At 32.2% G+C, this 17,172-nt stretch carries 12 protein-coding genes and 1 riboswitch; all 12 genes read right to left on the bottom strand.

Features of this window, described 5'->3' with window-relative positions; translation table 11 throughout:
• Window positions 1-220 precede the first annotated feature (220 nt).
• The 12 genes from rimI to secA all read right to left on the bottom strand — a co-directional run bounded on the left by rimI (window position 221) and on the right by secA (window position 17,026).
• A complete protein-coding gene (gene rimI / locus L21TH_RS07810; protein WP_006313502.1) occupies window positions 221-682 on the bottom strand; it encodes a ribosomal protein S18-alanine N-acetyltransferase in 462 nt (153 codons plus the stop codon).
• On the bottom strand, window positions 669-1,385 hold the full coding sequence (gene tsaB / locus L21TH_RS07805; RefSeq protein WP_006313501.1) for a tRNA (adenosine(37)-N6)-threonylcarbamoyltransferase complex dimerization subunit type 1 TsaB: 717 nt from the start codon (window positions 1,383-1,385) through the stop codon (window positions 669-671). The genes rimI and tsaB overlap by 14 nt, the downstream gene beginning before the upstream one ends.
• Window positions 1,386-1,544: 159 nt before the next feature.
• Window positions 1,545-2,015, bottom strand: a complete 471-nt coding sequence (gene tsaE, locus L21TH_RS07800; protein ID WP_006313500.1) for a tRNA (adenosine(37)-N6)-threonylcarbamoyltransferase complex ATPase subunit type 1 TsaE — start codon at window positions 2,013-2,015, stop codon at window positions 1,545-1,547.
• Between the two features lie 78 nt (window positions 2,016-2,093).
• Window positions 2,094-3,014 (bottom strand): SMR family transporter, encoded by a 921-nt coding sequence (locus L21TH_RS07795; protein ID WP_006313496.1) that lies wholly within the window; start codon window positions 3,012-3,014, stop codon window positions 2,094-2,096.
• A 133-nt stretch (window positions 3,015-3,147) separates the two neighbouring features.
• The gene (locus tag L21TH_RS07790; RefSeq protein ID WP_006313495.1) at window positions 3,148-3,915 is read right to left on the bottom strand and encodes a DUF2087 domain-containing protein; all 768 of its coding nucleotides are present in this window, start codon (window positions 3,913-3,915) and stop codon (window positions 3,148-3,150) included.
• Between the two features lie 270 nt (window positions 3,916-4,185).
• On the bottom strand, window positions 4,186-4,788 hold the full coding sequence (locus L21TH_RS07785) for an ECF transporter S component (RefSeq protein WP_006313494.1): 603 nt from the start codon (window positions 4,786-4,788) through the stop codon (window positions 4,186-4,188).
• A gap of 117 nt (window positions 4,789-4,905) precedes the next feature.
• Window positions 4,906-5,025, bottom strand: a riboswitch (FMN riboswitch).
• Between the two features lie 140 nt (window positions 5,026-5,165).
• Window positions 5,166-6,326, bottom strand: a complete 1,161-nt coding sequence (locus L21TH_RS07780) for an amidohydrolase (protein WP_006313489.1) — start codon at window positions 6,324-6,326, stop codon at window positions 5,166-5,168.
• A 40-nt stretch (window positions 6,327-6,366) separates the two neighbouring features.
• Window positions 6,367-7,671, bottom strand: a complete 1,305-nt coding sequence (locus L21TH_RS07775) for an MFS transporter (protein ID WP_006313488.1) — start codon at window positions 7,669-7,671, stop codon at window positions 6,367-6,369.
• A gap of 321 nt (window positions 7,672-7,992) precedes the next feature.
• Window positions 7,993-10,284 (bottom strand): Tex family protein, encoded by a 2,292-nt coding sequence (locus L21TH_RS07770; RefSeq protein ID WP_006313487.1) that lies wholly within the window; start codon window positions 10,282-10,284, stop codon window positions 7,993-7,995.
• Window positions 10,285-10,370: 86 nt separating this feature from the next.
• Window positions 10,371-12,437, bottom strand: a complete 2,067-nt coding sequence (locus L21TH_RS07765) for a methyl-accepting chemotaxis protein (RefSeq protein WP_006313486.1) — start codon at window positions 12,435-12,437, stop codon at window positions 10,371-10,373.
• A gap of 335 nt (window positions 12,438-12,772) precedes the next feature.
• A protein-coding gene (prfB, locus tag L21TH_RS07760) for a peptide chain release factor 2 (protein WP_155848334.1) occupies window positions 12,773-13,877 on the bottom strand; the annotation gives its coding sequence in 2 pieces (ribosomal slippage) (window positions 12,773-13,801 and window positions 13,803-13,877; 1,104 coding nt in all).
• A 398-nt stretch (window positions 13,878-14,275) separates the two neighbouring features.
• Window positions 14,276-17,026 carry a preprotein translocase subunit SecA gene (gene secA, locus L21TH_RS07755; protein WP_006313476.1) on the bottom strand — a complete coding sequence of 917 codons (2,751 nt, stop codon included), beginning with the start codon at window positions 17,024-17,026 and terminating at the stop codon, window positions 14,276-14,278.
• Window positions 17,027-17,172 lie beyond the last annotated feature (146 nt).

The following is a 17,172-nucleotide window of genomic DNA, read 5'->3' as shown; positions in this document are numbered from 1 at the left end:
TCCCTCGACAACAAAAGTATTTGGCTAACAGCTAATAGCTAGCAGCCAGTAGCCAAATTAGTATGTATATGAACGTTTTTTATTTTTACTCTAATGCATTAACCTCACACTGAAGTGCAAACTACATATGCTACAAAACTTCAGTCATTTTATACGTCTACTTATACGTTCCTTTTATGCCCTTTATTTTACATTTTTAATTTTACATTTTCAATTTCTTCTACCGTAGCTCTTTCCACATAATTATTGCGTCCTCTTTTGTATCTTGATAATATCCAGGTCTAATTCCTTTAGACTCAAATCCATATTTCTTATATAACGACTGAGCAATATTATTAGATTTTCTTACCTCTAATGTCATTCTACTTAACTTTCTTTCCTCACACACTCTAATAAGTTCTTCAACAATAACATTACCAATACCCAATCCTCTATAATCTGGATGAACTGCTATATTGGTTATATGTCCTTCGTCTACCACAAACCACAGTCCACCATATGCTACTACTTTTTTGTCTTTTACAGCAACTACATAATATGCCAATGTATTTTTTCCTACTTCTGTAATAAAGGCATTTCTAGACCAAGGAGTTGTAAATGACTTATTTTCTATATCCATCACTTCGTCCAAGTCATCTAAAGTCATTTTTCTAGCAATCACATCATCATTATTTTTCTCCATCTTTCCTTTTCCTCTCCTCATATTGTCTCTCAGCCTGTGACTTTCTTAGATAATTTGGCACTAGACTATAATAACTCTCCACCTTTCCTTCTTTTGCCTTCATCATAGCAATTTGTGCTACCGATGAAGCCCTAGCCATATTTACTGAAGCAGGAGCAAATACCGCTTTGCCTCCTAAAGCTTCTTTTAATTGGTCTTTATATACCAACGTTCCATTACCATTAAATATTATTTTTTCTTCTACATCCTTTAACATATCAATTAATTCAGTAACTTCTATAGCCATTTCTTCATTTACCGTTTCAAATCTGCCATCTACCCATTTATACATACCAGTGTATACTCTATTTCTTCTTGCATCCATTATAGGTACTACTATCCCATCTGCCAAAGGCATATTATAAGCCAATGCTTCTAAAGTTGATACGCCGACAACAGGCTTATCTGCTACATGTGCTAATCCCTTTATAGTAGCTATTCCTATTCTTAATCCAGTAAAAGAACCTGGCCCCTTAGAAGCTGCATAGACGTCTATATCCTTTGGTTTTAGCCCACAGCTGTTTAATACTTCCTTTATCATAGGCATAATTTTTTCAGAATGAGTTAGTTTATAGTTTAAAATATGTTCTGATAATATCTTATCTTCGTCTAAAATGGCACAAGTTGCAACTATAGTTGATGCGTCTACTGCTAATATCTTCATATTCTGCTCAACTCCTTTAAAGCTACAGTTCTTAGTTCTCAGCTCTTAGCTCTTAGAACTACTAGCTAATTGTGAATTTTAAATTAAATACATTCCCTAATCTCTATTACTCTTTACCGAATGGCAAACAACGAAAAGCTAACAGCTACTAACCACTAACTACGAACTACTAACAGATTTTAAATTCCTTATTATCTCTTCATATCTTTCACCTTTTCCATAAATATTTATTTCTCTTTCATTACCCTCTTTTCCTCTTTTCAGTTGAATATTCAATCTCTCCTCTGGAAGTATCTCCTCTATTAAATTAGCCCATTCTACTATAGTAACACCATCTGAGTAAAAGTACTCCTCATATCCTAAGTCATACATTTCATCTACATCTTCTAATCTATATACATCCATATGATATACAGGATACCTGCCATTATATTCATTAATCAAAGTAAATGTAGGACTTGTTACATAATCATCTACATCTAGTCCCTTAGCTAAAGCCTGAGTTAACGTAGTCTTACCTGCTCCTAAATCTCCCGTAAGACATACTATATCTCCACCTTGAAGAATACGACCTAATCTATATCCAATTTCCTTTGTTTCCTCCGCACTATTTGTAACAATTGTTAACATAGAATTTCATCCTTTCGTTATACTTATGCAAATAACTACTCTTTATTATATCCACGTTATTTAATATGTAAAACTTACCTACTTAAGATTTATCAATATCAAAGCTATAATCGTCATTATAATAGAAGCAATCTCTTTCTTTTCTAGCTTCTCTTTAAAAAGTATAAACCCACTTAAACTAATAATAACTATCGTACCTGCACTATAAACAGGAAAAGCGACTGACGTCTTTATGTAATTTAACGCCATTATTAAAAAGAAAGACGAAAATAAATTCGGTACTCCTACCATGAAACCAGTTATTATATCTCTTTTAGTTACACTTCTTTTCTTCCTTATAGTAAATAATAAGCTTATTATAAAAGCAGTAAAGAAAACGAAAAATAAGAACAAACTCTTATAGTCTACGATAGCATACTTTTGAAATATCTTGTTAGAAAACTCTGCTAATCCTCCAAATATAAACAATAATATAAGGGGTAATCTAATACTGTTTAAAAAATCTCTTTCAAAGGATATATTAACTATTCCAATAGAAGTAATAGATAAAATAATACCTATCCATTGAACTGATGTTGGTAATTCCCTCCATAAGATGATTGACAATGTCATAGGCACTAATATACCTAATTTTGAAAATGTACCCGCTAATCCTACTCCATCTTCTTTTACACTTTTTTGATAGTAAATAAATGCTAAAAAGAAGAATATACCTGCTATAACCCCTACTATAATAGCCCATATAATACTAGAATTAAGTGAGAAATGTCCTTTATTAGTAAATATTACTTTCTCTACTTCATTTAAAAATTTAGATAAAGACAATGGAGTCTGTAGCTTAAATAATCCACTTTTCAACGACATAATTAAACTTACAGTAAAGGCCATAAAATAATTTGCTGTAGTTACTGCATATCTATTCATATCATTAGTTTCACTATACTTAAATATAATAGCAATCAACGAACTACATACAATTGCCAATAAAAGATAAATCATATTAATGCGGCCCCTTTCATAAAAACTTAAACTTATTTCTGTTATATTCTAACACATTTATAGCTGTAGTTAAATTAATTAATAAAAAATCAAGCTAGTTACAGCTTGATTTTTTATAACATATTTCAGTTGATTATAATTTAACCCAATACTGACTACAGTCATCACTTCTTTCCATGAACCCATATTCGATAAGATATCTTCTAATAGTAACATAGTCATCATAAATCTTTTTTAATATATGGTTTACTTCCTTTTCAGTATATTTCTTATTAGAATCAAATTGCTTAATAATATATTGAAATACTATTATTTTTCTCTTTTCTTTCCTTGGCAAGTTACTAAGTTTACCATTTTTAAAGTAGTTTTTTAGAATCTTTTCCCTTTCCTTTTCTGTAATTGCATATCTTTCATCCACCATTGTAGCCCCCTTATGAATATTTATAAATTCCTGCCCTTTTTGATTACGTTCTTTTTTACTACTGTTCAATAACCCCATTATTGCTAGAAATACCTTTGCTTGTTTCTCTTTTTCCTTAAGCTTAAATCTGTGACTTCTAACCGTAGAACTACTTCCACCCCCTTGAGCTTTAACAATCTCTTTGTCACTAAGTCCTTCATAAAAATACTTTAATATCTCTTTCTGGGTATCTGTTAATCCTGTATATTTCTTATTCATATTAATTAAGTAATTAAATGTAGATCCATGCTTTTCTTTTATATGATTCTTTACTGCCTTTTCTGCATCACAAAAGTAATTATTATATGGATATATAATCCCCTTAATAAATTTCTCACCGCAAATTAAACAAATATACTCTTCAGCAGAATTATCATATATATAGCCTCGTTTTATTTCTTCTACTGTAGCATTCCAAAACAGCTCATCAATATTTTTCATAAAACTTCCTCCTATTATACAAAATGTTATAATAAACATGTATTGGTTTTGTTTGCTCTTACGTAGACATTATATTATATTGTTTGTGTTTTGTAAAGCATTTTTTGATTTGTTGTGCAAAATAGCAACGAAATTTCTTTTTGTTTATTTCATTTTTAGCAAAAAAAAGAAACGCAAAATAAATCCGCGTTTCTTTGTTTCACCAGTATCCAACTCTATTAATACTAATACAGAGTACCTAGCACCTATAAAACTGATTTATCAGCTTTTTTACTTATGAAGAATTGGAGATATCTTCTTATATAAAGGAATTGTGATAGCTGAAACCATTATTCCCTTTAATAGATTAAATGGTGCTATACCAAATAATATAAAGCTTTTAAAATCCACTACAAATCCATTAACCTTTGAAGACAATTCAACAAAATATTCTATCGGAGCTCCAAATATCTTTGCATACATAGGTATCAATACAAAATAATTTGCTAATGAAGCAACTATAGTCATAGCTATAGTCCCTAATATCATGCCTATTATTGCTCTTTTAAAAGTCTTTCTTTTGTAATATAAGATTGATGCTGTATATACAAACACACTACCTACGATAAAATTCGCTAATTCTCCAACTCCACCTGTAACTGTTCCTTTAAGAGTCATATGAAGTATATTTTTAACAAACTCAATAGCAACTCCAGCTAAAGGCCCTAATGCAAATGCTCCTATTAATGCTGGAATATCACTCAAATCAACCTTTAAGAATTCTGGAGTAAACCATAATGGAACCTCAATAAACATAATTAAAAATGCTAATACTGATAAAATAGATATTTTAGTTAATGATTTCGTTGTTACTCTTTCCTTTAGTGTTAACATCTTCATCCCTCCAATAATTTTTTACTGTATCTTCAGGGAAATTAAAAAGCCTCTGAAGATTAATCTTCAGAGGCTTAAAATTCTACACATAATTAGTAACATACTAGCTAACCGTGTACTAATCTTCTCCCATCCAGACTTTACTGTCGGTACTGGAATTTCACCAGCTCAACTGTCTATAACAGCTCGCGGACTTTAACCGCCGGTCGGGAATTTCACCCTGCCCTGAAGACTAGAATATACTATTCATTTGCCAATAATATTATCTCATATAGACATATCTTTTGTCAACCTTTTACAGAAATGCCCACAATGCATTATTTATCAAATGGCAAATGGCGAACATCGAAAAGCCATTCTCAATTATCAATTATCAATTATCTTTTATAAACTACTTTCCCATCTATAATTGTTGCTACAGTTTTACAATTAATATCCTTTAATGGATTTCCATCAAATATAACTATATCTGCATCTTTACCTACTTCTATACTTCCAACTCTATCATCTATACCTAATATTTCTGCAGCATTAATTGTAATAGCCTTTAAAGCTTCCATTTCATCCATACCTGATTTTACAGCAAGCCCTGCACATAGTGGTAAATATTGAAGTGGTATAACAGGTGAATCTGTCATTATTGCAACTTTCACTCCTGCTTTATTTAATACCCCAGGTGTCTCAAAAGTTAAATTTTTCAACTCAAATTTACTTCTTTCTGAAAGGCTTGGGCCTACTATTGTAGGTTTTTGCTCTTCAGCTAAATAATCTGCAATAAGATGACCTTCAGTACAGTGCTCTAATGTAATATCAACATCAAATTCTTTTGCAATTCTAATAGCAGTAAGTATATCATCTGCTCTATGGGCATGTGCTTTAAGAGGTATTTCTTTTCTTATTACCTTAGCCATAGCTTCCATCTTCATGTCAAATTCTGGTGCTTTTGATGGGTCTTCCTTAGCTTTTTCCTGTTTTTCAACGTAGTTTTTAGCTTTAAAAAGTGTTTCTCTAAGTATAGCTGCAGTTGCCATTCTCGTCATAGGTGATTTTTTCTGAGCATTATATACCCTCTTTGGATTTTCACCAAAAGCTATTTTCATAGCCAATGGTTCCTTAACTATCATATCATCTATTCTTCTTCCGTATGTTTTAATAGCTGCAAACTGTCCTCCAATCACATTTGCACTTCCTGGGCCAGTTGCTGCACAAGTAACTCCACCTTGATAAGCTTCTTCAAATGTTCTGTCCATTGGATTTATACCATCTATTCCTCTTAGATGTGGTGTAACTGGATCTACCATTTCATTACCGTCATCTCCTTCAAAGCCTATTCCGTCTTCAAAAAGGCCTATATGACAATGAGCATCAATAAACCCAGGTGTAACCATTTTTCCTTCTGCATCAATAACTTCTACATCTAATGGAGCAACTATGTCTTTGCCTATTTCTTTTATTTTACCGTTTTCTATTAATATACTACCATTTTCAATAATTTCTCCTGCCATTGTATAAATTGTACCGTTTTTAATAAGTAACATTAAAATACCCCCTTGTTTTTTATAATTCCATAATAAATTATTATTTCTTAAGCTCCTCATATATGTTTCTACAATTAGTTTCTTTTACAAATAAAACTCCTACAACTCCAATTACTGCTGCCACTAAACACACTAAAAGTGCAGTATTATATGATTGTACAGAATAAATCTTAACACCTTCTACTACTTTTCCAGTCCAAGTCTTGTTAAGTATATATCCTATTAAAGGCTGGATTAAAGCTGCAAATAAAAATCCTCCCATATTTACTGTACCGGTAGATATACCAGCATATTCCCTAGGATTTACTTCTTTAGCTGAAGCCCATGAGAGAACGAAACCTGATGCTGAAAATCCTATCAAGAAAAATAAGATATATAGCAAAGTAAAAGGCATATTACCAGGGTTTATATACAGTAACACTATCCAAGTAAACAGATATACAACAGAAAATATGAAAAATGGAAGCTTCCTCTTACCCATTTTATCTGAAACAAATCCTACAATCAAACTTCCTATCATAATACCTATTGTCATAGTCATAGTAAATGTAGAAGCCTTAGCCTTACTTATATCATAAACATGAATCATATAGGGAACTCCCCATGTCCCCATAAATGCTATGACAGAGCCAAACATTCCTCCGAATACAAAAAATCCTGGCCAAGTTCTAGGGTTAGAAAATACTATTTTTATACTTTCTTTTAAATCTATATCTCTTTTATTCTGTTCTATAACAACCGGTTCAAATCCTTTTTCCTCTGGTTTATTTCTAACTATTATATATGTCAACACTGCAATAAGAACTGATATTACTCCTATAACTCCAAAGGATAATCGCCATCCAATAATGGATACTAAAACTACTAAAGGAAACTGTGCAAGTAATGCACCTCCATTACCCACAAAAGACGTAAGTCCAGACATTCTTCCAAACTCTTCTTCACTAAACCACTGGGATAGAACCTTTAATATCGAAATAAATACAACAGAAACCCCTAATCCAACTACAAGTCTACCAATATAAGCTAAACCAATTGTTGGAGCAATTCCAAATATAATTGAGCCTACTCCTGCTAATAATGTACCCACAGTTACAGTTTTTCTTGCTCCTAAAGTATCTGCAAATATTCCTGATGGTATCTGCATTATCGTATAAGCATAAAAATACATAGCCCCTAAGTTACCAAACTCAACATCAGTTATATTGAACCCCTGTATTAATTCTTGTCTTACCACTCCTGCTGCCACTCTATGAAAAAATACAATTACATATGCAAGGGCAAGTATTCCCCAAACAAGCCACCTATAATACGTTGGGCTATCATTTCTACTTTTGTTACTCATTTAATTTCTCCTTTCGTTCCTTAAATCTCATCCCATGTTTTTTCTAGTTTTAAAATTGAAAATTACAATTGTAACCTCACATTAAAATGTGAGCTACACTTGATGTAAAAATAAAAAATAAGTGAATACCTTATAGTAATTTGGCTTAGAAAATCAGCAGAAAAATGAGAAAAAATTCGTGGATTTGACAGGACGTCAAATCCGCGACACGGTAACAGGACGTTACCATTGGAGCATTAGAATTTTTTCGTAGGTTTAATGCTTGATTTTCTCCAAATTATTATGTGTATGAGCGTTTTTTATTTTTTAAACTATTAATTCCTATACCTGCTTCATACTCAATGAAATTCTACCTCTTTCAATATCTAAATCAATAATTCTTACATTTACAATATCCCCAACTGATACTATATCCATTGGATTTTTTACAAATCTATCACTCATCTCAGAAATATGAACTAATCCATCCTGCTTAACTCCTATGTCAACAAAAGCTCCAAAGTCAACTACATTTCTTACAGTTCCAGTCAACACCATATTGGGTCTTAAATCTTCCATCTTTAATACATCACTTCTAAATATAGGCTTTGGCATCTCTTCTCTAGGGTCTCTACCTGGCTTTTTAAGCTCTTGTATAATATCCCTTAAAGTTGGTACTCCCACTTCTAATTGTTCTGATAATTTAGCTATACGCTTCTCTAGCTTTTCAGTTCTTGACACTTTTCTATTTTTCTTATTATGTCCAATCTTTACTTTTGATAATTCTTCTAAACTCTTTAATGTTTTATTAAAACTATTATCTACAGCTTCTTCTCTATCTTCTTCTATTTCATATTCTAAAATTCTTTGCTCTATGTTTTTAAGTTTTCCTTGTCTTATGTCTTCCTTTGTAAATCCTAGTTTTTCTATCAATTTCATAGTTATATCATAGGATTCAGGATGGACAGCTGTATTGTCTAATAGATTTTCTCCATCTCTAATTCTTAAGAATCCAGCACATTGTTCAAAGGATTTATCACCTAGTCTTTTTACTTCTTTTAACTGATTTCTGTTTGTAAATTTTCCATTTTCTTCTCTATATGCAACAATGTTTTTAGCTATGCTTGGAGTAATACCTGAAACATAATGAAGTAAGGAAGGAGTGGCAGTATTTAAATCTACTCCAACACTATTTACACAATCCTCAACAACTCCGTTTAATGCTTCTCCTAGTCTCTTTTGGTTTAAGTCGTGTTGATATTGCCCTACCCCTATGCTTTTAGGGTCAATCTTAACAAGCTCTGCTAATGGGTCTTGAAGTCTTCTACCTATTGAAATAGCTCCTCTTATTGAAACATTTACATCAGGATACTCTTCTGCTGCCAGTTTAGAGGCAGAATAAACTGAAGCTCCAGCTTCGCTAACAATTGTGTAATATACTTCTTTGTCTATTTCTTTAAGCATATCAGCTACAATTAATTCTGTTTCCCTTGAAGCTGTTCCATTTCCTATAGAAATCATATCTATGTCATACTTTTCAATTAATTCCTTCATTGTCTCTTTAGATTTTTCCACTTCATTTTGAGGCTCATTTGGATAAATAGTTGTATAATCTAATAATTTACCTGTATCATCTAATACAGCTAATTTACAACCTGTTCTATAACTTGGGTCAATAGCTAAAACCCTTACGTCTTCAACAGGTGGTATCATTAATAATTTTTTAGTATTACTTGCAAATACTTTTATAGCCTCTTCTTCTGCTCTTTCAGTTAATGTACTTCTTACTTCTCTTTCTATAGAAGGTGCTATTAATCTTTTATATGAATCCTCTATTGCTTCTATTAAATGTTCTGTTGTTATTGCTTGTGAGTTTTCAACAACTTGACCTTTAAGGTATTCTATTATTTCTTCATCTGGAGTTACTACTTTTACTCTTAATTTCTTTTCCTTTTCCCCTCTATTAATTGCTAATATCCTATGATTCGCAATTTTATTTACTGGTTCAGTATAATCATAATACATCTCATAAACTGTAACTTCTTCTTCGTCTACAGCTTTAGTTTGTATTATACCTTTGTCGAAATATACACTTCTTATTCTCTTTCTGTATTCAGCATTATCTGATATTATTTCTGCAATTATATCCTTAGCACCTTGAAGTGCATCTTCTACAGTTAAAACTTCCTTTTCTTCATTTATAAAAGGTTTAGCTACTTCTTCTATAGTGCCAGTAGTTGTTTCTTGCTTCATTATAATTTCAGCTAAAGGCTCTAAGCCCTTTTCTTTTGCTTTTGTACCTCTTGTTCTTTTTTTCTTCTTATATGGTCTATATAAATCTTCTACTCTTTGAAGTACTGTTGCAGATAAAATTTCCTTCTTTAATTCTTCTGTTAATTTCCCTTGTTCGTCGATTAAACGTATTACTTCCTCTTTTCTCGATTCTAAATTTCTTAAATATGTAAGTCTATCGTTTAATTCCCTTAATATAACGTCACTTAGTTCTCCTGTCTGTTCTTTTCTATATCTAGCTATAAAAGGTATAGTGTTACCTTCATCAATAAGCTTTATCGTATTTTCTACTTGATATTTTTTAAGGCTAAACTCCTCGGCCAATTTTGCTACAATATTCATGTTTATCTCCCCTTCTCTCTTCTGTTCTCTATCATATTATATAATAAATATATATAAGAAAAAAGCGACTAAGTCGCTTTTTCTACTTACTCTACTTTGAAACCCTTTATCAATTGCCCTAATTGCTCTGCCATTGTATTAAGTTGCTCTATTGATTCATTCATGTTTATAATAGCTGCCTGCTGTTCCTCTGTATTTGCTAATACAGTCTGAGTGCCTGATGCAGTCTGCTCAGATACAGCACTTACCTGTAAAATAGATTTTTCTATATCTTGAGTATCCTCTGAAAGTTCTTTCATTACACTTCCAAACTCTTTAACTGCTTGTGTAACTTTATTAGTTTGAAGTAGGATATCTTCAAAGGACTCTGTTGTATCATTTATTACTTCACTGCCTTTTTCTACTTCTTCTAACCCTGTATTCATAGATTCCACTACTGAGTCCATTTCATTTTGTATCTTACTTATTATATCTACTATATCCTTAGACGCATCACTAGTTTGTTCTGAAAGAGTTCTAACTTCTTCAGCTACTACAGTAAACCCTTTACCATATTCTCCTGCTCTGGCAGCCTCTATTGATGCATTTAAAGCCAGTAAATTAGTTTGTTTTGAAATATTATCTATAAAGGTAACTATTTTGCCTATTTCCTTAGTGTATTCTGTCAAATTATATACCTTTTCTGCTGAGCTCTTTACCTTATTAGCTATTGAATTCATGCTTTCCTTAGTTTTATCTATATTCTGAGTACCATTGTTAGCAATTATCGAAGACTTTTCTGCAGCCTGTTTTATATTATCAGCACTCTTTTCTACTTCTTTTACACTATTGACCATATCATTAACAGTATTAGTTGTTTCATCTACACTTGCTAACTGATTTTGTGCCCCTGTAGCTACCTGCTCAATTACTGAAGATATTGCATCTGATGCTTTCAATGTTAATTCACCATTATGCTTTAATTTTTTAGAAGACTGTTTTACATTAGTAACAACTTCGTTAACGCTTAAAATGATGTCATATAATGAGGTGACCATCTGATTAAAGGCGGTCTGCAACTCCCCAATCTCATTCTTAGATGTTTTCTTTATTGATTTAGTTAAGTCCCCTTCCTTTAATTCTTCTGCAGCCTTTACTAATTTAACTATAGGACGAGTAAATACGCCTGCTGTAATTATTGAAAAAATTATACTTAAAATTATAGCTATTCCACTTATCATTAATGTTCTTTTTAAATTTGTTAATGCTAATTCTGTTACTTCTTTTTCTTCCTGCTCTACTATTACAGCCCATCCAGTAGATGGTACTGTTGTATATGCTCCTAAAACTGTTTCTCCATTATCGTCAGTATATTTTTCTACATCAGTAGTTCCTTTTAATGCATTTATAGCTCCTACAATATTATTTTCTTTAACATTATATCTTTCTAAGACTTTGTTCTTAAAATCCTTATGTCCTATTACTATTCCCTTTTTGTCTACTATGTACGATATTCCATTTTCACCAATCTGTTGGTCAGATACTAATTTACCTATTTCTATTAAATCTATTTTAGCAGCAATAACTCCGATTTGCTGACCTAGTACACTCTTGATAGGCATTGCAATAGTAACACCCGGTAATTTTGATGCATCATCTATATAGGAATCTGAAACAGCATTTTCTCCTTTAGAAGCTTTTAAAAACCACTGTTGGTCACTTACATTAAGCTTGTCCTTTTTATGTCTTGTGGACACTATCTCATTTCCATTGTTGTCAAAGATATATAACACTTTTAACTGGTCTACATTATTAATTGCAGTCATCATAATATTCCCTATTTCAAATTCACTCATGTTATCCATATTTATAGATGTAGATAATGTTTCTAATGTATCAAAGGACTTTGTAATAAAAATATCTATCTGACTTGCCAATGATTTTGCAATAGCTATATTAGACTTTTCTACGTTCTGTTGTAAGTCTCTATTGTCTACATAGTAGTTTATGATACCAATAGATATTATAGGAAGTATAGTTAATATAAGTACTACTGCCATAATTTGATTTCTCATACTTCTAGTAAAAATATTTTTTGAAGTTCTTTTTTTGCTTTTCTTTTTATACGTACTCTTTGGCAATTTTAATTTGCATTTCTTTTTAAAAAGTCCCATATTCCCACCCCTTATCCAGTCCTTTTATCATAGGTACAATAATAAGTATTCAACAAAAACTGTGTTAATCCTCTTTATTTTCTGAAATTTTTGTATAGTGAAAAAAGGCGACTTTATCGCCTTGTTAGTTAATAGTTCGTTGTTAGTAGTTTTAAGTCTAGCTTTCAGGTCACTTTAACTACTAAAAAATATTAGAAAGGATTAGGCTACTCGCTATTAGATTTAACTAAAAAACATGCATTTAAACGTCATCATTTACGTCGTTTTGTACGTCTACTTGTACGTTCCTTTACGCTCTTTATTTTACATTTTCAATTTTCAATTTTAAATTTCTTTTATTTCGCCTTATCCTTTAAATATTCATCTATAAACATATCTATATCTCCATCCATAACGCTATTAACGTTACCCGTTTCCACATTTGTTCTATGGTCTTTAACCATGTTATAAGGATGGAATACATATGACCTTATCTGTGAACCCCAAGCTATCTGACTATAATCTCCTTGAAGGTCTTGTATTTTTTCTTTTTGCTCCATTTCCTTAAGCTCTATAAGCTTCGCCTTTAACATCTTCATTGCTGTAGCTCTATTGCTATGCTGTGACCTCTCACTTTGGCACTGAACTACGATTCCTGTAGGAATATGGGTAATTCTAACAGCTGAATCCGTAGTATTTACGTGCTGACCTCCAGCACCACTTGCCCTATAGGTATCTATTTTTAAGTCCTTTTGCTCTATATCTATTTCTACATCATCATCTATTTCTGGCATGATATCTACAGAAGCAAATGAAGTATGACGTCTTCCTGAAGAATCAAATGGTGATATTCTTACTAATCTATGAACTCCTCTTTCTGCCTTTAAATACCCGTAAGCATTTACACCCTTTACTAATAAAGTAACACTTTTTATACCAGCTTCTGTATCCTTAAGAATATCAAGGGTTTCAATATTGTATCCCTTTCTTTCGCACCATCTTGTATACATTCTAAGAAGCATTTCTGCCCAATCTTGAGCTTCCAATCCACCTGCTCCAGAGTGTATAGACAAAATGGCATTATTGCTATCGAATTCTCCAGTAAGAAGAGTATTGATTCTTAACTGTTTTATCCTTTTCTCTAATTCTTTAGTACCCTCTTTTATTTCATCCATCGATGAAGAATCCTGCTCTTCTAATGAAAGCTCTATCAATACTTCTATATCTTCAATACTATTTGATATATCGGTATATTCTTTAATTTTACCATTTAAACTCTTTACCTTCTGAGATATCTTTTGAGCCTTTTCTCTATCGTTCCAGAAATCTGGCTTTGACATCTCAGCTTCTAATTGAGCTACTTCCTTTTTAATACCTTCGATGTCAAAGTGAAACACCTATTTCTTTTAATTGTTCTTTAAATTCTACTAACGTATCTTGATAGCTTTCTAGTTCTATCATTAGTAGCACTCCTTTCGTCTTCCGCTATTCGTTGTTCGCCATTCGCTGTTCGCCTTTCGCTACTCGCTACACTGCGTACAAGTCAACGTACGACGTACCGTGTAAAAGAAGATGTAAAAGTAAACGTAAAAACGTACAGCGTACAAGTTCGTTACCGTTATTGAGGAACGCCCTCGTTCCTCAATAAGTCACTTAGTCGAGGCACGTAGGCGTACCTCGACAACTGTTATCATATCTTTTAGTATGTCTACCTGCACGTTATTCTTTAAGTCATCTTGTAGGAATTTTTAGCTAATAGCTAGACCAATTTTACATTTTAACCTTTAACAACCACTAACTACTAACTACTTACCACTAACTTCTCAAGTACCAAGCACCTAGTACCCAGTACCTGCAATTTACACATTTCTCCCGCAGCATTTCTTATATTTCTTTCCACTTCCACATGGGCATGGATCATTTCTACCTATTTTCTTACCCTTTACTACTGTCTTTTGTTTAGGTTGTTTATCTCCATGATTTACTGTCTTTATTTGAGCCACTCTTTTTCTCTCTAATTTTTCTGCTCTTTGTAGGTGGAATATATGCTTAACTGTTTCCTCTTGAATATTCTTAATCATCTCTTCAAACATGTCAAATCCTTCTACTTGATATGCTCTTACAGGGTCTTCTTGTCCTAATGCTCTAAGTCCTATACCTTGTCTTAATTGGTCCATAGCATCTATATGGTCCATCCATTTTGTATCTACTACCCTTAGAAGTATTATTCTTTCTAGTTCTCTTAGCTGCTCTATTCCTACTTCTTTTTCCTTTTGTTTATATAGTTCTTTAGCTACATTTAACAGCTTTTCTTTTAAGTCTTCTCTAGTTAGACTTTCTATATCATCTATCTTTAATGCACCTTCAGGTAAATATATATTAGATAAATATTTTTCTAATCCTTTGATATCCCATTCTTCTGGGTATTTTATTTCCCCTGTATATATGTTTATTGCATTATCGATTATATTTTCAATCATATTTAAAATATTGTCTTTTAAGTTTTCTCCTTCTAGTACCTTTCTTCTTTCTGCATATATTACTTCTCTTTGCTTGTTCATAACATCGTCATATTGAAGCACATGCTTTCTTATATTGAAGTTTCTACCTTCTACCCTTTTCTGTGCTGTCTCTATTGATTTAGTTAATAAATTATGCTCTAATGGCTCATCATCTGGCATACCTAAGCTTTCTACTATACCCTTAATTCTATCGCTACCAAATAATCTCATTAAGTCATCTTCTAATGAAATATAGAATCTTGAAGAACCTGGGTCCCCTTGACGTCCTGAACGACCTCTAAGCTGATTGTCTATTCTTCTTGATTCATGCCTTTCTGTACCGATAATGTGAAGTCCTCCAGCTTGAATTACCTTTTCATGCTCAACTTTAGTTTCTTTCTTTGATTTTTCTAATAATTTATTATATACCTTTCTTGCCTCTAAAATATCTGGGTCATCTGTTTCGTTAAAACTATCCACTTGAGCTAGAATTTCATCACTATATCCCTTTTTCTTCATATCATTTTTAGCAAGAAACTCTGGGTTACCACCTAATACTATGTCCGTACCACGACCAGCCATATTAGTAGCAATAGTTACTGCTTTAAATCTACCTGCTTGAGCAACAATCTCTGCTTCTTTTTCGTGGTGTTTAGCATTTAATACTTCATGCTTTATTCCTGCTCTTTTAAGTATTCTACTAAGTAGCTCTGATTTTTCAATTGAAACTGTACCTACTAGTACAGGCTGACCATGTTCATTCTTTTCCTTTATTTCTTCTGCTATTGCTTTAAACTTAGCTTCTTGTGTTTTATATATCACGTCAGGACAATCTTCTCTAATCACAGGTTTATTTGTCGGTATTTCCACAACATCCATACCGTAGATTTCTCTGAATTCATCTTCTTCTGTCTTAGCAGTACCTGTCATACCAGCTAGTTTCTTATACATTCTAAAGTAGTTCTGGAAGGTTATAGTTGCTAAAGTTTTTGATTCTCTTCTTACGTCTAACCCTTCCTTAGCCTCTATAGCCTGATGTAATCCATCACTATATCTTCTACCGAACATAAGTCTTCCTGTAAATTCATCTACTATTACTACTTGGCCATCTTTTACTATATAATCTTTATCTCTTTTCATTAAATTATGTGCTTTTAGCGCTTGGTTTATATGATGGGAAATTTCCATATTTGCTGGGTCTGCTAAGTTCTCTAAACTAAAGAAGTTTTCTGCCTTTTCAACACCTTTTTCTGTTAATGTAACGTTATTTCCCTTTTCATCTACTACAAAGTCAACTTTTTCCTCTTTTATCTCTCTATTTACACGACTAAATAAGTCGTTTGATTTCTCGTTAGGGTCTAATTTTCTTCCCTTTAAAGTTCTAACAAATTTATCTGCCATATGATATAGATTAGTAGATTTATCTCCGCTACCTGATATTATAAGGGGAGTTCTTGCTTCATCAATTAATATACTGTCTACCTCGTCTATTATTGCATAGTTAAGCTCTCTTTGAACCATTTCCTTCTTGTATATAACCATGTTGTCCCTTAAATAGTCAAAGCCAAACTCGTTATTTGTCCCGTATGTTATGTCGCAGTTATATGCTTCTCTTCTCTCTTTATTATCCATACCATGAACTATACAGCTAACAGATAAACCTAAGAACCTATAAACTTTTCCCATCCAGTCCTTATCTCTTTTTGCTAGATAGTCATTAACAGTTACAACATGTACCCCTTTTCCAGTAAGGGCATTTAAATAAACAGGTAAAGTAGCAACTAGAGTTTTACCTTCACCTGTCTTCATCTCCGCTATCCTTCCTTGATGAAGGACAACACCACCTATAAGCTGAACTCTATAGTGTCTCATACCCAATACTCTATCTGCAGCTTCTCTTACTACAGCAAATGCTTCTGGTAATATATCATCTAAAGTTTCTCCATTATTTAATCTATTTTTAAACTCATCAGTTTTTGCCTTTAGTTGTTCGTCTGTAAGTCCCTTCATTTCTTCTTCAAGTGATTCTATCTTATCTACAATAGGTTTTATTCTCTTTATTTCCCTTTCACTATAGGTACCAAATATTTTTTCAAATATTTTTTTCAAATTGACCACCTTCCAGACAGTATATAATTTATCTTATCATTTTATTTTAACATTAATGGCAATAACAAACAAGGCAGGGAATGTAATTACAGAGATTTCGCATCTAATTTCCAGTAAAAACTTTACTTTCCCTTAATTTGTAATGC

Source organism: Caldisalinibacter kiritimatiensis (assembly GCF_000387765.1).
GTDB lineage: Bacteria > Bacillota > Clostridia > Tissierellales > Caldisalinibacteraceae > Caldisalinibacter > Caldisalinibacter kiritimatiensis.
This window is presented reverse-complemented; position numbering and strand designations above follow the sequence as displayed.